The following is a 17,886-nucleotide window of genomic DNA, read 5'->3' as shown; positions in this document are numbered from 1 at the left end:
CCGTTTTCGTTCGCGATATAGGAAGGAAATGGCAGCCCGTAGGGGAATCGAACCCCTCTTTCCAGGTTGAAAACCTGGCGTCCTAACCGATAGACGAACGGGCCACTGGGTCTTGGCACACAAGCAAAAATGGCAGCCCGTAGGGGAATCGAACCCCTCTTTCCAGGTTGAAAACCTGGCGTCCTAACCGATAGACGAACGGGCCACGCTGGCTTGTGGAGGGCCTTTTACGGTTTCACCCCGACCCCCGCAAGCCGAAAAATGCAGGGATGCGAAAGTTTTTTGGTGGCTCGAAACAGACCGGAAATCCACTCAATTGGCCTCCGCCGCATCCTCAAGCCGAAGCTGTACGTTTTGACGACCACCCCAGGAATTTACTTCGAGCCGGCCGGCAAAATGAAAGCGCGCGCCGCCGTGGTTCGAAAGCCTCTCGCCCAAGGGCCCGTCGAATGCCCCAAAGGCGATGGCGTCCAACCCGCTGCTCAGCCCGTCGGACAGGGAAAGTTTCAGATGCGACTCGCCCACGCGCTTGGCAAACCGTACCTGCAGATCGGGCATGGCATAGCGTGGGGCAGGGGCGCTGGCCCCGAAAGGTCCAGCCTTTTCAATCTGTTCGATCAGGTCTACGGTGGCTGCGCCGGGCATCAGGGCTCCGTCCAGTTTCAGGTCCGCCGGGCCGCCTTGCCCGGCACCCTGTTTCGCCAGCAATTCCGACAGACGCGCCATCGCCGGTTCCAGTTGGTCCCGCATCACGGTCAGCCCCGCCGCCATTTTGTGGCCGCCGCCTTTGACCAGCAGCCCCTCGGCCGCCAGCCGTTGGATCGAGGCCCCCAGATCAACGCCCGACACCGACCGACCCGAGCCCTTACCCTCATCGCCGTCAAAGCCGATCACGATGGCTGGGCGGTTCGCGGCTTCTTTTAGGCGCGAGGCGACAATGCCGACCACACCAGGATGCCAGCCCTCGCCAGCGGCCCAAACCAGCGGCGCGTCCAGTCCGCGTTCCTCAGCCTGTTCCAGCGCTGCAGCACGCACGGCATTTTCAATGTCACGTCGTTCGGAATTCAACGCATCCAGTCGCTGTGACAGGGCCTCGGCCTCGGTCATCGAGTCGGTGCTGAGCAACCGCGCACCCAGATCGGCCTGACCGATGCGCCCGCCCGCATTGACCCGAGGCCCCAGCAGAAATCCTAGGTGATAGCTGTTGGGGGCGGAATCCATCCGCGCGACATCCGACAGGGCAACAAGACCGGGCCGTTGTCGCCCGGCCATGACCTTCAACCCCTGCCGGACCAAAGCCCGATTGGCCCCGATCAAAGGGGCCACATCGGCGACGGTGGCCAGAGCGACGAGATCCAGCAAAGACACCAGATCCGGTCCCTGCGCCCCAGCTTCGCGCATTTGCCGCCCGGCCTCAACCAGCATCAGGAATACGACACCAGCCGCGCAGAGATAGCCCAGATCGCCGCTTTCGTCCTGACGGTTCGGGTTCACCACAGCGACACAGTCAGGCAGGGTCTCACCGCCCAAATGGTGATCCAGAACGATGACATCCGCGCCTTGGGCCGCCGCGATCGGCTCATGACTCAAAGTGCCGCAATCAACGCAAATGATCAGATCATGCCGCGCCGCCAATTCCTGCATGGCGGGAACATTCGGCCCATACCCCTCATCAATCCGGTCGGGCACATAAAGCGTCGCCTGCAACCCCATCTGACGTAACCAAACCAGCAGCAAAGCTGCCGAACTGCCGCCATCTACGTCATAGTCCGCGAAAACCGCGATCCGCTGTTTGTCCCGAACAGCTTTCAGAAACCGCGCCGCCGCAACTTCCATATCCTTCAAGCTGCGCGGATCCGGCAACAGCTCTTTCAGCTTCGGCTCCAGAAACCCCGCCGCCTCCATCGGAGGAACACCGCGCCGCGCCAGAACCTGACAAACCGCGCGCGGCAGGTCGGCTTGTTGGGCCAGCATCTCGGTCGCGCGCTCAACCTCGGGCGAGGGGCCCACCCAACGCCGCCCCGTCAAAGATTGCTCCACCCCAAGAAAACCCATCGCGCCCCTCATGTGCCAAGGCCGGACCCAATCGGACCCGGCCTCTTCATCTTTTTACAAATACTCGCGCCGAAGGCAGCGGCGCAAGCCGCTATCAGGTGTCGTGCGACCACATCGGCGTGCGATATGACATACGCCGAACCGACCCGGTTTTGGACCGCATCAGCAGCGTCGTGGTCTCAACCCAACCCGGTTCGCGCTTGATGCGCGGCAGCAGCGAGCCTCCGGTCACGCCGGTCGCGGCAAAGATCACATCTGCGGTCACCATTTCATCGCGCGCATAGACGCGGTCCAGATCGGTGATGCCCGCTTTGGCCGCACGGCCACGTTCGTCATCATTGCGGAACAGCAAGCGGCCAAAAATCTGACCCCCCATGCATTTCAGCGCGGCTGCGGCCAAAACGCCCTCGGGCGCGCCGCCTTGACCCATATACATGTCGATGCCGGTCACTTCGCTTTCGGCGCAATGCATCACGCCCGCCACGTCACCATCGGTGATCAGGCGGATCGAGGCTCCGGTTTCACGCACTTCGGCAATCATCGCCTCGTGGCGCGGGCGTTCCAGAATGCAGACGGTGATATCGGCAGGCTCGCAGCCTTTGGCCTTGGCCAGGGCCTCAACACGCTCACGCGGGCTCATGTCCAGATTAACGACGCCTTCAGCGTAGCCCGGACCCACGGCCAGCTTGTCCATATAAACATCCGGCGCGTGCAGCATCGACCCGCGCGGACCCATGGCGATCACGGTCAGCGCATTGGGCATGTCCTTGGCCGTCAGCGTGGTGCCTTCCAGCGGGTCCAGCGCGATGTCCACTCCGGGGCCGTTCCCGGTGCCGACCTCTTCACCGATATACAGCATCGGTGCCTCATCCCGTTCACCTTCACCGATGACGACCACGCCCGCGATATCCAGCAGGTTCAACTGCTCGCGCATCGCGTTGACTGCGGCCTGGTCGGCGGCTTTCTCGTCACCGCGCCCCACCAGCGAGGCCGAGGCAAGCGCCGCCTGTTCTGCGACACGCGCAAGTCCCAATGACAACAGGCGGTCGTTAAAATCGATCTTGGCAGCACTCATGCGATGTATTCCTTTGGTCGGCAATGACGGTACGTCTGGCATAGCCTGCACAAGGCGCAGGCCGCAAGGGGTCAGACCTGTTCGATCCGCAAGGCAACAGGCTCACCGGCAACAACATCCGTGTCGCGGAACCCGTCCAGCGCCACGTCAAGGGTCGCGCGGGTGGTCTTATGCGTCACGATCAGAACAGGCGCGGTATCTTCGCTGTGCCCATACTGACGCATCCGGTCGATCGAGACACCCGCATCGCCCAGAATGGCGGCGATTTTGGCCAGTGCGCCCGGTTTGTCGAACAGGGCCAGCCGCAGATAGTAAGGGGCAGGCAGGCCGGTACGGGCCGGGGTGGCGTCTTCCAGCGTGGTCGCCGGGCGTCCGAAGGTCGGGATCTGAAAGCCACGAGCCAGATCACAGACATCGCCCATCACCGCGCTTGCGGTCGGGCCTTCGCCCGCACCCGGGCCACGCAGCACAACTTGTTCCACCGCGTCGCCTTCGATCACGACCATATTGGTTCCGCCTTCCAACTGACCCAGTGGCGAGTCGCTGGGCACAAGGCAAGGCTGCATCCGCTGCTCCAACCCGCGCGCAGTGCGCTGAGCCACGCCCAGCAGTTTGATGCGAAAGCCCATGTCATGGGCCTGATCGATATCTTCCAGGCTGATCTGCTGAATGCCTTCGATCTCGATCCCATCGAAGTTCGGTTTGGTGCCGAACGCAATTGACGACAGCAGCGCCAGCTTATGCGCGGCGTCAATGCCGCCCACATCGAGGTTCGGATCCGCTTCCAGATAGCCAAGTTCGGCACATTCGTCGAACAGCGCGTTATAGCCCTGACGCTGCGATTGCATCCGGGTCAGGATATAGTTGCAGGTGCCGTTCATGACGCCCATGACGCGGGTAATTTCGTTCCCGGCCAGACCTTCGGTCAGCGATTTGATCACCGGGATACCGCCCGCCACGGCGGCCTCGAACCGGATGACGCGCCCTGCGGCCTCGGCCTGTTCCGCCAGGTCCTGACCGTGGATCGCCAGCAGCGCCTTGTTTGCGGTGACCACATCCTTGCCACTGGCCAGTGCCGCCTCGACCGAGGCTTTGGCCGGGCCGTTCTCGCCGCCCATCAGTTCCACATAGACGTCAATGTCGTCGCGCTTGGCCAAAGCGACCGGATCAACCTCCCACGCATAGTCAGAGAGGTTCACGCCGCGATCCTTGTTGGGGTCGCGGGCCGACACGGCCACGATTTCGATCCGACGCCCCGTGCGGGCCTGCAGCAGATCCGCATGACGGCGGATGATCTTGACGACACCCACACCAACCGTTCCCAAGCCCGCAATTCCAAGCCGCAGCGCCTGTGTCATTCCGTGGGTTCCTTTCCGCTCGACATGTTCTGAAACCGGACGCTTTTGTCCGTTCAGCGCTGCCTTAGCGGGTTCAGGCCGGGGGTGCAATCCGTCACTAGGCCCTGACCGGTTTAAGCTAGTTGGTTTCAGCGTTCTGAAGCGCTTCGGCCTTTTTCTTCAGCGCCTCGCTGCGGGTGGTCAGGTCTTCTTCGACCTCTTCCGCCTCGCTGACAGGATCCACCGGTGCGCCCAGCGTGTCCTGCAGCGGGATCAGACGTGGATAGGCGGCTTTTTGGATCCCGCGCGGTTCGACCCCGTCCAACTCCGGAATATCGGCACAGCTTGCCAGAACAACCGTCAGGATCAAAAAGGGCAAAGCTTTCATCGACAAAGGCTCTCTCTGGCGCAGGTCCCCCCGTGATGCACCTTTTGCCGGATCGGATCAAGCGGGCTTCTATCTGAACGTTTGTTCAGATACGGTGTTTTCATGGCACGCACACAGGGATCACATTCGGACATCACCGGACCGCGCATTCGCGGCGCCGCGTTAAGGCTTTTTGCCCGTCACGGCTATGCGGCGGTGTCGATGCGCCAGATCGCAAAAGAGGTCGGGGTACAGGCCGGGGCGCTTTACAACTACACCCCGGACAAACAAAGCCTGCTGTTCCGCCTGATGCGCGAACACATGCAGGATCTGTTGCAGGCCTATGCCGATTTGAACACCGCATCCGATCCGCAAGAGGCGTTGCGCCGCTTTGTTGGTTTCCATATCCGCTTCCATCTGGAACGCCCGGACGAGGTCTTTATCGCCTATATGGAGTTGCGCAATCTGACGCCCGAGAACTTTACCGAGATCGAAGACCTGCGCCGCCGATACGAAGACGCGCTGGAAACGATCCTGCACAAGGGCCAGCAAGCGGGTGAATTTGCGATTTCGGACACCAAGATCGCGACGCTTGCGGTGATCGCAATGCTGAACGGCGTCATGACATGGTATCGGGCCGGAGGGCGGCTGTCGCTGGACGAGGTCGAGCAGATTTACTGGGACATGGTTCGCCGCGCGGTCGCGGCCTGACCGAAGCCAGGCCGCTTTGACGGCTAATGCGCCGGGCGGATGAAGGTGCCGTTGCGCAGTTCGCGAAACGCCTGTTCCAGTTCGGCCCGCGTGTTCATCACAATCGGTCCATGCCAGGCCACAGGCTCATCAATCGGCGCGCCCGAGATCAGCAGAAAGCGCACGCCCTCGGGCCCGGCCTGAACGGTGACCTCATCGCCTGTTCCAAAGCGCACCAGAGTACGGTCGCCGGACATATCGCGGATGTTCACCTCTTCCCCGGCAACCTCTTTTTCCAGCAACACACCGGTCGGTTGCGAGGCGTCCGCAAACGCGGCCTGCCCCTGAAAGACATAGGCAAAGGCACGGCGGTAGGTGTCGATGCGAAAGGTCTTTTTCACACCCGCCGGGATCTGAACGTCCAGATACTGAGGGTCTGCCGCAATGCCATCCACCGGGCCGGTCTTGCCCCAGAACTCACCCACGATCACGCGCACAATTGTGCCGTCATCGTCAATGACCTCGGGGATATCCCTGCTTTGCACATCCTGATAGCGCGGCGCTGACATCTTCTGCGCCGAGGGCAGGTTGCCCCAAAGCTGAAAGCCATGCATCTGACCGCTGGTATTCCCGTGCGGCATCTCCTGATGCAGAATGCCTGACCCGGCGGTCATCCATTGCACATCGCCTGCGCCCAGCGTGCCGCTGTTGCCCAGCGAATCCGAATGCTCGACCGTTCCGGCCAGCACGTAGGTGATGGTTTCGATCCCGCGATGGGGGTGCCATGGAAATCCGGCCTGATAGTCCTGCGGACGCTCGTTGCGGAAATCATCGAACAGCAGAAACGGGTCCAGTTCCGACGGATCCTGAAATCCGAACGCGCGATGTAATTTGACGCCAGCCCCTTCCATCGTGGGCATGGCTTTGCGGGTTTCCAAAGTGGGTCTCAGGGACATGAGTGCCTCCTATTCCTTTGCACAGCATGTAACCCCTGCATTGCTGCGGTCAATTTGCATAAACCCACTGGACTTGTGCGAATTTGTGCAGATATCGGTGGCCCTGTTTTTCCGTGGAAAAAGCGGATAGACGGGTCCCGTACAAAGCGGAGGCATCCATGCAAGATGAAGTGCTGGCAACAATAGAGGCCTCTGCGCCCAGACGCTGGGCGGGGGTTGCTATGTTGTCAACTGTTGGCCTTCTTGTTCTGTATGTCGCCTTTGCCACCCCACCCGCGCTGGTGTGGCAGATTTTCCTGCTGATCGTTGGTGGGGCGGCTATGTGGCTGGCCTATCGCGTCTGGCACGCAACGCAGGACCGGATCGAACTGACCCGTACCGAACTGCGCACCGGAACAGGGCAGGTGATCGCAATCGTGGACGAGATCGAAGCGGTGGACCGGGGCGTGTTCGCCTTCAAGCCGTCAAACGGATTTCTGGTCCGCATGCGGTCGAAACCGGGTAACACCTGGGCACCAGGATTGTGGTGGCGGCTTGGACGACGTGTTGGCGTCGGCGGCATGACCGCCGCCTCCGAGGCCAAGTTCATGTCAGAAATGCTCTCGGCCATGCTGATGGAGAGGGAAGGGGTTTAGCAGTCGTCAGCTGCGACAATCTGCGTATATCCACGCGGTTGAGTGAAAATAAACTTGTCGATGGCGAACGAATGATCCCCGTACCCGATTCTGAAGGGTCGAGTATACCAGTCTTTTGTTTCGACCAGGATCATTGTGGCCCTGTCCGCCATTACAGGAATACGCCCTTTGAATTCTTCGTTAAGAGTTTGGTTATCCAATTCGTCAAAGCTGTCGCCTCGGACGCAAGACCAGAGCTTTTCGTAGCTTCCTCCGTCCGCTTCGTTTTCGCCCGCGTTAAAGCGGACGAAAGAAATTCGCATAGACACAGTTGACCGGTCTGCGACCATGAATTTTTGCAGGTCATACATGTTCGAAATGTAATTGGCCGTAACCAAGTTCTTTTCGCGAGAAAGAATGTCAGCGACTGCATAGGCCGCCTTCAGGTTTCGAGCGCTTTGACGATAGCCGTCAAAGAATGTGTAGGAGGCCCAGATTGACCAGAACAGAAGCGGAAAAATCATGACCGCCTCGATGCTCACGATCCCGTCCTCCTTGCGGAAGAAACGTGCGAGCCGATTGGCTGTTGGTTGAACGATGTACTTCTTAAAACGGTTCATGGACAAACACCGTTGTTGAATGCAGTTCGTACTGGCCGTCTGGGTCTTGTTGGGCCAATCGTCCCAGCGTTGTGCCAAAAAACAGCGGATCGACTTCAATGCAAGCCCGAACGACCATCAATTGATTGGACGTACCGGGCGTGAACAACTGGTCTTCTTTTCCGCGCACTTCTTCAGGCGTATCAACGCAATAAGGGTTGCTGAATACGCTGCCGAGATCTGACTCGGGATTGTCGCTGAAGATACTGTCTTCTGCGTAAGGATTGATCGAGAGCATTTCCAATGCCAGATTGTCGAAACAATCCGGGATGACGCCAGCCTTGTCGCAAATGATCTGTTTCAGCAAGGTATGCGTCCACACTGCGCCGATGCTAGAATCGTATTCTTCAATACGGTTCATACGGACGTCCTGAATGGTCTCATCCAGTGCCCGTTCCAAGTTGGTGTGGTTCCAGGCCACGATCCCCATTTCGACACCGGAATAGGTTGTCATCATGAAGACCGGGAACCAAAAGACGAATTCGATGGTGGCCATTCCGTCTTCTTTGCTGCGAAATCGGCGCAGATTATTTACAAGACGTTTGATCATTGTGTGAGCCTCAGGTTCCGAATGCTCGATGTAATCGAGGCAAATACGTTTGGCAGATCTTCTGGTGTCGCTTCATAATATGTTCCGACGTCCGTGCGGCAGTGCTGCATTATCGCACGGCCTGCGCTCGGGGCTTCCAATGAGATAGTAAAGATTACGACACCCATTTGGTCTTTCGCGTAGGTGCACATCGAGCGCACACGAGGATCTTTCGTACCCTGGCCGCTTGACGAAACGGCGTCATAGTAAAAGTCGTAGGCCCAGCTAGAACCGTAGTAGTCATAGAAGCGCTGGTACAGGTTGTATCGCGTTGCTCGTTCCCACAACTCTGGCCACGTCAGATTGTCCGAAGGCTGTACGTCTAAGTCGAGGTAGGTTTTTACGCGCGGATTGTCCCTATCAAGGCTTACGCATTCACCCGTGGTACCGGAGAAGGCCAGGCAGCGGTACTGAATAAACCCCCTTACGTACTCACCGGTTGGGTCTACTTCTTCAGCTGTCGCGACGCTGTCCGCGTTTACGTAAGTGAGGGTATCGGTGTTTACAATCGTGTTGCCAAAACAAGTGGGCTGGAGCTCGTCTCTAACCCAATACGCGCCGCCATTTGACGAGTCCCATTCGATCATGTCGACATCTGGCCAGATGTAGTCTGTACCGAATTCAATGGTGATTTCGTCATTTTCATCCAACTCTGCGTATGAAACGTATTCGTTCAGCCCATCGTTCCAGCAAACGCCGGACTTACCATCGCGGTAGGGATCGTTCGTCCAGTATTGGGTCGTATTCGCACCGTCCGTCATAAGTATCATAACTTTGAGTGTATCACCGCTTCGCGGGTTGTCTGGGCGAGATGCGAACTCAGATGGAACATCACCTGCGGCCGCCATCTGCGCAACTACGGGTTGGAAGCTGTCGTCAAGCAGGGTCAGGCCCCATTTAACGCCAAGGTCGATCGACGTATTCCCATCCGCGACAAACGATTCAATTTTATCTTTTAGAAGGTCTGCATCCTTCTGAAAGATCATTGCTTCACGGTTCTCGTCGGTCTCACAAATTTCGCTGTAGACCAGATTGTTATTCACCGGGCGCTGGTCGTAATTGTTCCAAGGAGTGAAATGCAGTGTGCGATCATACACCAGGTTCAGATCGAAATCGCTGGTCTGAAATTGAGCGGTTTCAAAGTTGATGCAATTTGCATGCGGATTAACACCGTCGGTGTTCAGGTATCCCATCACAGAATCCGGCAGCGCAACTTGCGTCGCGTAAGGAATGATCGAAATCGACATTTTGCCGTCTTCGGATTTATCGACCATTTCCTGCACAAATTCCTGTGCCGCCAGTTTCAGCGTCGTAAGGCGGCTGTTCCGGTTCATCGAGCCAGAAACATCCAGAACCATCGAAATCTCGACATTCCCCAGCGCTTCTTCCGCGGCGCTGACAACCGAAGTCGTGATCGTATCAACGTCCCACCACTGCATGAAGTGCATTTTGACGGGCATAACTGCGGTCGCCTCGACGCGACGGAAACCTTCAATGGTCACAGCGTCGGAACCGCAAAGGTTTGCAGGTTCGATGACAATTTGATCCTTCAGAAGAAATTCTTTTAAACCTTCTTTATCCAGATAATCTTCGATGACTTCTGTGGGGCAAAGGTCCTGCGCCAGGTCGGTCGCCGCCAAAACTGCACGATCCAGCGAGTATTGAAGCCGCGCGCGCTCGTGGTCAAAGCGCATGATGTCAACGGCAAATCCTCCGACGGCAAATACGATCATTATAAGGACCAGCGTGAAGATCGTCATGGTTCCGTCTTCTGACCGGACAAACGAATGCGGCGCAGATCCATGCCGGTCTGCGCGCTTTGTTTTGTCGATAATCCGCTTCCAGTCAAATTTCTTCATAACGAGTCCCTCTGCCGGTCAGGCACACTGATCTCAGTCCGTCGCAACTTTAATAAATTAGCCGTGGAACGTGGCGAGATTTGGGCGCCTTTGCCACTATGATGCTATTATTGAATGAAAATCGGCCGCAGTTTGGGGCTGCTTGTCAGCTTTGTTTCGTCAGGGAGAACAATTCCGGGGCAAGTCTTAACCGGACGACTCAGCCCCTTAACCGATAACCAATCCTTCAGGAAGTGATGAAAAAAAGTGCAAGAGAAGATTGCAGCATCGAGTAAGTGGTGCGACAAAACGTCATGACGTTTGTCAGTTACCGGTACGGAGGATTTTATGACCGGCATCAAAGAACCCAGCTTTCGTGAGAGTGTTGACCTGATGTTCAACAGGGCAGCGTCCCTGATGGATATGCCCCCGGGGTTGGAGGAAAAGATACGGGTCTGCAACGCCACCTACACGGTGCGGTTCGGTGTTCGATTGCGCGGCGAAATTCACACGTTCACCGGTTATCGCTCGGTTCATTCCGAACATATGGAGCCTGTAAAAGGCGGTATTCGTTACGCCACGGCGGTCAACCAGGACGAAGTCGAGGCGCTGGCCGCGCTGATGACCTACAAGTGTGCGCTGGTTGAAACGCCCTTTGGCGGCTCGAAAGGCGGGCTATGCATCGATCCGCGCCAGTATGAGGAACATGAGCTGGAACAGATCACGCGACGCTTTGCCTATGAGCTTGCCAAGCGTGACCTGATCAATCCGTCGCAAAACGTTCCAGCCCCAGACATGGGGACCGGTGAACGTGAAATGGCCTGGATGGCCGACCAATACGCGCGGATGAACACGACCGATATCAACGCTCGGGCCTGTGTGACCGGCAAGCCGCTGAACGCGGGCGGCATCGCCGGGCGGGTCGAGGCAACGGGGCGCGGCATTCAGTATGCTCTGCGCGAGTTTTTCCGCCACCCGGAAGACATCGCCAAAGCCGGGTTGTCCGGCAAATTGGACGGGAAACGCATTGTGGTGCAGGGGCTCGGCAATGTGGGCTATCACGCTGCGAAATTCCTCAGCGAAGAAGATGGCTCGCGCATTGTGGGGATCATTGAATGGGATGGAGCGCTGTATAACCCTGACGGTATCGACGTCGAAGCCGTGCGCCAGTGGATCGTCAAGCATGGCGGCGTCAAGAATTACCCGGACGCGACCCACTCTGCCGAAGGCGGGGCCGTGCTGGAGGCCGAATGCGACATCCTGATTCCGGCTGCTTTGGAAGGTGTGATCAATCTCAGCAACGCTGAGCGCATTCAGGCGCCGCTGATCATCGAAGCCGCGAATGGTCCGGTGACGGCCGGGGCAGATGAAATCCTGCGCAAAAAGGGCACGGTGATCATCCCTGATATGTATGCCAATGCGGGCGGTGTGACGGTGTCCTATTTCGAGTGGGTCAAGAACCTCAGCCATATTCGCTTTGGCCGGATGCAGCGCCGTCAGGAAGAGGCGCGGCATGAGCTGATTGTCAGCGAATTGGAGCGGCTCGATCGCTATCTCGGTGATGCCTGGTCGATGTCGCCGGACTTCAAGGCCAAGTACCTGAAGGGCGCGGACGAGCTGGAGCTTGTGCGGTCGGGCCTGGATGACACCATGCGCATTGCCTACCAGTCGATGCGCGAGGTCTGGCACAGCCGCGACGATGTCGAGGATTTGCGGACCGCGGCCTATATTGTCGCAATCGACCGCGTGGCCAGCAGCTATCGGGCCAAGGGACTCTGATCTCGGCCGGAAGGGGGGGCGGTTGGTCCGCCCCCTCATGAAACACCAACAACCTTTCCGAAATGGGCAATGGCAGGTCTGGCTGCGGGCGGGTAAGCTGCCGTCGAACAAACGATTCCGGGAGACCTAAATGTTGCGTATCGCTATCGCCGCCGCTGTGCTTGCCACGCCCTTGGCCGCTGCTGAAACCAAGGAAGAAAGCTGCAAGTATCAGGCCGATGTGGTTGCCGCGATTCAGCAGGCGCGTTTGGACAGGGTGAAGGAACGCGATGTCCCGCAGGCCGTTGCCGACAGCAGTCCGACCTGGCCCGAGAACTACAATGCCGCGATCCCGCTGATCACGCCCTGGGTCTACGAACAGAAGATGCGCGACGTGCGTAAAAAGGACCTCGGTGCCGCCTGGTTGGAGCTGTGTTTGCAGCAGTAATCCACAATCCCGCATTTCCTTGTGGATAAGCCCGTGCCTTCCCCTTGGCGCGGGTTTTCATTTCTGGCAGGTTTGATCCATGTCTTTGCCCCCCGGATTTCTGGATGAGTTGCGCACCCGGCTGAGCCTGTCTCAGGTCGTTGGCCGCAAGGTCATGTGGGACCCGCGCAAATCCAATCAGGGCAAGGGAGATATGTGGGCGCCGTGCCCGTTTCACCACGAAAAAACCGCGTCATTTCATGTAGATGATCAAAAAGGATTTTATTACTGCTTTGGCTGCCACGCGAAAGGCGATGCCATCAGTTTCGTGAAAGAGACCGAGAATGTCTCGTTCATCGAAGCGGTCGAGATTCTGGCGCGCGAGGCCGGGATGCCGATGCCTGCCCGTGACCCCAAAGCGCAGGAAAAGCAGGATCGCCGCTCGCAACTGGCTGATGTGATGGAGCAGGCGGTGCAGTTTTTCCGCCTGCAACTGAAGACCGGGGCAGGGGCTGCCGCGCGCGATTACCTGACACGGCGCGGGCTGGATGCTCAGGCGCTGGATCGGTGGGAGATCGGCTTTGCCCCCGATGGCTGGCAGGCACTGTGGGATCACTTGACCAATAAGAACGTGGCCGAGGACTTGATCCTTGGCGCAGGTCTGGCCAAACCGTCGAACAAGGGCAAGAAACCCTATGACACATTCCGCAATCGGATCATGTACCCGATCCGCGATCCACGCGGGCGCTGCATTGCCTTTGGTGGCCGCGCGATGGACCCCAATGACAACGCCAAATACCTGAACTCGCCCGAGACGGACCTGTTCGACAAGGGCCGCAGTCTTTACAACCATGGCCCCGCGCGTCAAGCGGCGGGCAAGGGGCAGCCGCTGATCGTGGCCGAAGGATACATGGACGTGATCGCGCTGGCCGAGGCCGGGTTTGGCGCGTCCGTGGCCCCTTTGGGGACGGCGATAACGGAACATCAACTGCAACTGCTGTGGCGTGTTTCGGACGAGCCGATCATTGCGCTGGATGGTGACACGGCGGGCCTGCGTGCGGCGATGCGAGCGGTTGATCTGGCCCTTCCTTTGCTGGAGGCCGGGAAGTCCCTGCGCTTTGCCATCATGCCCGAAGGGCAGGACCCAGACGACCTGCTGCGCGCCGAGGGGCCGGGGGCCGTACAGGCGGTTCTCGATGGCGCGGTCCCCATGGTCAAGTTGCTGTGGCAGCGTGAAACCGAAGGCAAAGTGTTCGACAGCCCCGAACGCAAGGCGGCGCTGGACAAGGTGCTGCGCGACAAGATCAAGCTGATCCGCGACCCATCGATCCGCTCCCATTACGGGCAAGAGATCAAGGATTTGCGCTGGCAACTGTTTCGCCCGCAGCGACAGTCACAAAACCGTGCGTGGCAACCGCGTGGCAAATGGCAGCCGCCGAAACAACCGGCAACGCCGGGCGCGCGGTCGTCATTCCTGGCCTCTTCGGAGAATGCGGATATCCACCTGCGCGAAGCGGCCATTCTGGCCATCGCCATTCTGAACCCGCAGGTGGTTGTTCAGTTCGAACACCAGCTTGAGGATATGGAGTGCCGCGATCCGGATCACGCGGCCCTGCGCGATGCCATTCTGCGCCACGCCATCGACGACCCGGACAATCTGAAAGACCACATCGCTGAAACTTTGGGGCCCGAGCCCCTTGAAAACCTGCTGGGCCTTCGCCATGTCGCAGTGATCCCCTGTGTGTTCAAACCGGGCGACGTTGAAAAGGCCGAGATGACGCTGGCCGAGGAACTCGCGAAAATCAAAGCGCTCCGGGGGTTGGATGCTGAGATTGCCGAAGCAACTGAGGAACTGTCCGACTTGGCTGACGAGTCACTGACGTATCGGGTGGGTCAGGCCGCCGAAGAGCGTAACCGCGCAAGCCGCAGCCAGAACGAGGACAGGGCCATTTTCGACATCGCCGACAACGGTGCGCGAATCAACCGCGACGAGAAGGATGCGTTTGAGGCGATCATGTCCGGTATCAATTTCGAGCGGAAACGCCGGTAAAGTGGTGTTTTCATAAGGCACTGGAAAAGAAAAACGGGTAAACGGGTGGCCGAATCAGTTTCACGCGCTAATGATTCGGTTCCAACGAATCACCCATCCCTGCAGGAGCATTGAATGGCCGCCAAGGATACGAACGAAGACCGCAAATCCGACGAGCAGGAACAGGAAATCTCGCTGGACATGAGCCAGGCCCAGGTCAAGAAGATGATCGCCGAGGCCCGCGAGAAAGGTTACATCACCTACGATCAGCTCAATCAGGTCCTGCCGCCTGATCAGGTCAGTTCGGAACAGATCGAAGACGTTATGTCGATGCTGTCCGAAATGGGCATCAACATCATCGAAGATGAAGAGGCCGAAGAGGAAGAGAACAAGGGCTCGACCGAACTGACCACCACGGAAAGCAACCGTGAGGTTGCGCTGGCTGGTGCCGCCACCGAAAAACTGGACCGTACCGACGATCCCGTCCGTATGTATCTGCGCGAGATGGGTTCGGTCGAACTGCTCAGCCGCGAGGGCGAGATTGCCATCGCCAAGCGGATTGAGGCTGGCCGGAACACCATGATCGCCGGTCTGTGCGAAAGCCCGCTGACCTTCCAGGCGATCACCATCTGGCATGACGAATTGCTGTCCGAAGACATCCTCTTGCGCGATGTCATCGATCTGGAGACCACTTTTGGCAACCAGATGGACGAGGACGGCGATGTTCAGGAGCCTGTGGTGGATACTTCCGCCGTTCAGGCCACCAAACCCGCCAAGGACACCGGCCCCGAACTGGATGCCGACGGTAACCCGCTGAACAATGACGACGATGACGACGACGACGATCAGGCCAACATGTCGCTGGCCGCGATGGAAGCCGCGCTGAAAGATCAGGTTCTGACCACGCTGGAACGGATCTCGACCGACTTTTCGATGCTGTCGGAAATGCAGGACAGCCGGATTTCAGCGACTCTGAACGAGGATGGCTCGTTCAGCGAAAAAGACGAAGAGACCTATCAGAAACTGCGCGCTGAAATCGTCGAGCTGGTGAATGGCCTTCACCTGCACAACAACCGGATCGAAGCGCTGATCGACCAGCTTTACGGCATCAACCGCCGGGTCATGTCGCTGGACAGCTCGATGGTGAAACTGGCCGACCAGGCCCGTATCAACCGTCGTGAGTTCATCGATGCCTATCGCGGGCGCGAACTGGACCCGAACTGGCTGGCCGAGATGACCGAAAAGCCGGGCCGGGGCTGGCAGATGTTCATTGAACGCTCGACTGACAAGGTTGAAGAGCTGCGCAACGACATGGCTCAGGTCGGTCAGTATGTCGGTCTGGATATTTCTGAATTCCGCCGCATCGTGCAGCAGGTTCAAAAGGGCGAGAAAGAGGCGCGTCAGGCCAAGAAGGAAATGGTCGAAGCCAACCTGCGTCTGGTGATCTCGATTGCCAAAAAATACACGAACCGTGGCCTGCAATTCCTTGATCTTATTCAGGAAGGTAACATCGGACTCATGAAGGCGGTGGACAAGTTCGAATACCGCCGCGGGTACAAGTTCTCGACCTATGCGACATGGTGGATCCGTCAGGCGATCACGCGGTCCATCGCGGATCAGGCGCGGACGATCCGTATTCCGGTTCACATGATCGAAACGATCAACAAGCTGGTCCGGACTGGCCGCCAGATGCTGCACGAGATTGGCCGCGAGCCGACGCCGGAAGAACTGGCCGAAAAGCTGCAGATGCCGCTGGAAAAGGTTCGCAAGGTGATGAAAATCGCCAAGGAACCGATCAGCCTGGAAACACCCATCGGCGACGAGGAAGACAGCCAGCTTGGCGATTTCATCGAGGACAAGAATGCCGTTCTGCCGCTGGACAGCGCCATTCAGGAAAACCTCAAGGAAACCACGACTCGCGTTCTGGCCTCGCTGACCCCGCGCGAAGAACGGGTTTTGCGGATGCGCTTCGGCATCGGCATGAATACCGACCACACGCTGGAAGAGGTCGGCCAGCAGTTCAGCGTGACCCGCGAACGTATTCGCCAGATCGAGGCGAAGGCGCTGCGCAAGCTGAAACATCCCAGCCGGTCGCGCAAACTGCGATCTTTCCTGGATCAATAGAAATCAAAGGCGCCCCGGATCCGAGGCGCCTTTTTTCTTTGCCATCACGGTTGGCTAGCACGCCAAACACATTGGCGCGAACTCACAAGGATCGGGTTCAGCACATCCTTATATCGGCCCTGTCCACTCATGGGACGGGCCGGGGCGAGGCGCAATCGCTGATGACCCCCGGTTCTAGTTGCGGATCGGATGTTCGACACGGGTTTTGAAGGCGCTGGGGGCCTGACCCGTCCACCGCTTGAACGCGGTCGAAAATGCCGCCTGATCCGCATATCCCAGCGAATAGGCGATCTCGGCCAGCGGCATCCGGTTGGTGATGAAGGTCTGCGCAAGATCGCATCTCAGGTCTTCGACAATCTCGCGGAAGCTTGTGCCTTCATCCTTTAACCTGCGCGCAAGAGTTCTGGGACTCATGCCCAGATTGGCGGCGGCCTCTTCGGCCTGAATGATATGGCCGGGCAGCGAGCGGGTGATCAGCCCTTCGACCTTGGCGCGGGTCTTTTGCTGGGGGGACCGGCGCTCGGCCAGGATACGCTCGCCATATTCCAGCAGATGCGCGCGCAGCTTTGGGTCATAGGTTGGGACGGGCAGGTCCAATGAGGACAAGGACAGAATGATCTCCATCCGCTCTGCACCAAAAACAACCGGAAAGCCTGCAAGTTTCTGAAAGGCCTTCGCGTTTTCGCCGATCTCGTGCTGAAACCGCATTTCGATGGGATAGAACTGTGTCTGGGTCAGGTTCCGCATTCGCGCCAGCGCGGCGAACAACAGAAACTCGGTTCTGCGATGATAGCGGGCAAAGCCGGGGTCTTTCCAATCCGCCTCGAACGCTGCGAAATTCCCGGCCATGCGCAGACTGAACGCTATGGAGGGATCAATTATGCCGTGAAACCGGGACGTGTTTTCGGTCACTTGCTTCAAATCGCGGGAATACTTGCTGATATATCCTGTCAGGGTTGAAACCGAGGTCACGTCCAACCCGGCCCGTGCGGCAAAGGTGATGTCGCGAAGCGCGTCGCAGGCATAGCGGACAAACAGCGCTTCTTTATGCGCGTCATAGGTGGTGGCGGCGGGATCCATATGGTCGGGTGCCAACCCGCTTTGCGCAAGAACACGTTGCGAGGTCGAGGCATTGCCGCTGTGCCGGTCCAGCGATTGGGTCAGGATATGAAGACGGCCGATATCAACATCCATTGCGGTGCCCTAATGCAACTAACCAAAACCGCCCTAGGTGGTGTGAAACCTGTTAGGCGCATTGGGATCATAGGCTGAAATGTCCGGAAATCGAATGGAATTGTCCGATGCGATCAAGAGATTGCCCCGAACGTATCCTACATCGTCAGTGCTGTCGGGTCGCGACCTTTATGG

Annotated in this window: 15 protein-coding genes and 2 tRNA genes; 6 read left to right on the top strand and 11 right to left on the bottom strand. The window is 58.4% G+C overall.

Annotated features, from left to right (window positions below; translation table 11 throughout):
• Positions 1 to 29: 29 nt before the first annotated feature.
• The 6 genes from ACR0MO_RS05660 to ACR0MO_RS05635 form a co-directional block, all read right to left on the bottom strand.
• Positions 30 to 104 (bottom strand) — tRNA-Glu (locus ACR0MO_RS05660).
• A gap of 26 nt (positions 105 to 130) precedes the next feature.
• Positions 131 to 205 (bottom strand) — tRNA-Glu (locus tag ACR0MO_RS05655).
• Between the two features lie 107 nt (positions 206 to 312).
• The gene (gene recJ / locus ACR0MO_RS05650) at positions 313 to 2,055 is read right to left on the bottom strand and encodes a single-stranded-DNA-specific exonuclease RecJ (RefSeq protein ID WP_170517690.1); all 1,743 of its coding nucleotides are present in this window, start codon (positions 2,053 to 2,055) and stop codon (positions 313 to 315) included.
• Between the two features lie 94 nt (positions 2,056 to 2,149).
• The gene (gene glpX, locus ACR0MO_RS05645; protein ID WP_170630339.1) at positions 2,150 to 3,130 is read right to left on the bottom strand and encodes a class II fructose-bisphosphatase; all 981 of its coding nucleotides are present in this window, start codon (positions 3,128 to 3,130) and stop codon (positions 2,150 to 2,152) included.
• A gap of 71 nt (positions 3,131 to 3,201) precedes the next feature.
• Positions 3,202 to 4,488: a homoserine dehydrogenase gene (locus tag ACR0MO_RS05640; RefSeq protein WP_480890075.1), complete on the bottom strand. Its 1,287-nt coding sequence runs from the start codon at positions 4,486 to 4,488 to the stop codon at positions 3,202 to 3,204.
• Between the two features lie 118 nt (positions 4,489 to 4,606).
• On the bottom strand, positions 4,607 to 4,855 hold the full coding sequence (locus tag ACR0MO_RS05635; protein WP_170621565.1) for a hypothetical protein: 249 nt from the start codon (positions 4,853 to 4,855) through the stop codon (positions 4,607 to 4,609).
• A 102-nt stretch (positions 4,856 to 4,957) separates the two neighbouring features.
• Here ACR0MO_RS05635 and ACR0MO_RS05630 point away from each other — a divergent pair, with 102 nt between their 5' ends.
• The gene (locus tag ACR0MO_RS05630) at positions 4,958 to 5,545 is read left to right on the top strand and encodes a TetR/AcrR family transcriptional regulator (RefSeq protein ID WP_170621566.1); all 588 of its coding nucleotides are present in this window, start codon (positions 4,958 to 4,960) and stop codon (positions 5,543 to 5,545) included.
• 23 nt (positions 5,546 to 5,568) lie between these two features.
• Here the strand turns inward: ACR0MO_RS05630 and ACR0MO_RS05625 are convergent, their stop codons facing one another.
• Positions 5,569 to 6,480: a pirin family protein gene (locus ACR0MO_RS05625; protein WP_480890073.1), complete on the bottom strand. Its 912-nt coding sequence runs from the start codon at positions 6,478 to 6,480 to the stop codon at positions 5,569 to 5,571.
• A 221-nt stretch (positions 6,481 to 6,701) separates the two neighbouring features.
• Here ACR0MO_RS05625 and ACR0MO_RS05620 point away from each other — a divergent pair, with 221 nt between their 5' ends.
• Positions 6,702 to 7,115, top strand: coding sequence for a hypothetical protein (locus ACR0MO_RS05620; RefSeq protein WP_170734489.1), 414 nt, complete (start codon positions 6,702 to 6,704; stop codon positions 7,113 to 7,115).
• Here ACR0MO_RS05620 and ACR0MO_RS05615 read toward each other — a convergent pair.
• From ACR0MO_RS05615 to ACR0MO_RS05605, 3 genes are read right to left on the bottom strand one after another with little or no spacing between them, the layout of a single operon-like run.
• Positions 7,112 to 7,714, bottom strand: coding sequence for a hypothetical protein (locus ACR0MO_RS05615; protein ID WP_170451602.1), 603 nt, complete (start codon positions 7,712 to 7,714; stop codon positions 7,112 to 7,114). The genes ACR0MO_RS05620 and ACR0MO_RS05615 overlap by 4 nt on opposite strands.
• Positions 7,701 to 8,303 (bottom strand): TadE family protein, encoded by a 603-nt coding sequence (locus ACR0MO_RS05610; protein ID WP_170517710.1) that lies wholly within the window; start codon positions 8,301 to 8,303, stop codon positions 7,701 to 7,703. The genes ACR0MO_RS05615 and ACR0MO_RS05610 overlap by 14 nt, the downstream gene beginning before the upstream one ends.
• Positions 8,300 to 10,201, bottom strand: a complete 1,902-nt coding sequence (locus ACR0MO_RS05605; RefSeq protein WP_170451598.1) for a pilus assembly protein TadG-related protein — start codon at positions 10,199 to 10,201, stop codon at positions 8,300 to 8,302. Before ACR0MO_RS05605 ends, ACR0MO_RS05610 begins: the two co-directional genes overlap by 4 nt.
• 327 nt (positions 10,202 to 10,528) lie before the next feature.
• On the opposite strand from ACR0MO_RS05605, the gene ACR0MO_RS05600 reads away from it, so the two are divergent.
• The 4 genes from ACR0MO_RS05600 to rpoD all read left to right on the top strand — a co-directional run bounded on the left by ACR0MO_RS05600 (position 10,529) and on the right by rpoD (position 16,518).
• Positions 10,529 to 11,959 carry a Glu/Leu/Phe/Val family dehydrogenase gene (locus ACR0MO_RS05600; protein ID WP_170451596.1) on the top strand — a complete coding sequence of 477 codons (1,431 nt, stop codon included), beginning with the start codon at positions 10,529 to 10,531 and terminating at the stop codon, positions 11,957 to 11,959.
• 130 nt (positions 11,960 to 12,089) lie between these two features.
• Positions 12,090 to 12,386 (top strand): hypothetical protein, encoded by a 297-nt coding sequence (locus ACR0MO_RS05595; RefSeq protein ID WP_170451594.1) that lies wholly within the window; start codon positions 12,090 to 12,092, stop codon positions 12,384 to 12,386.
• A 79-nt stretch (positions 12,387 to 12,465) separates the two neighbouring features.
• Positions 12,466 to 14,415, top strand: a complete 1,950-nt coding sequence (dnaG, locus tag ACR0MO_RS05590) for a DNA primase (protein WP_480890070.1) — start codon at positions 12,466 to 12,468, stop codon at positions 14,413 to 14,415.
• A 114-nt stretch (positions 14,416 to 14,529) separates the two neighbouring features.
• Entirely contained in the window at positions 14,530 to 16,518 is a 1,989-nt protein-coding gene (gene rpoD / locus ACR0MO_RS05585) for an RNA polymerase sigma factor RpoD (RefSeq protein WP_480625839.1), read from the top strand.
• 174 nt (positions 16,519 to 16,692) lie between these two features.
• Here the strand turns inward: rpoD and ACR0MO_RS05580 are convergent, their stop codons facing one another.
• Positions 16,693 to 17,712, bottom strand: a complete 1,020-nt coding sequence (locus ACR0MO_RS05580; RefSeq protein WP_480890068.1) for a helix-turn-helix domain-containing protein — start codon at positions 17,710 to 17,712, stop codon at positions 16,693 to 16,695.
• Between the last annotated feature and the right edge of the window lie 174 nt (positions 17,713 to 17,886).

It is taken from the genome of Ruegeria sp. K5 (genome assembly GCF_056531805.1).
This window is presented reverse-complemented; position numbering and strand designations above follow the sequence as displayed.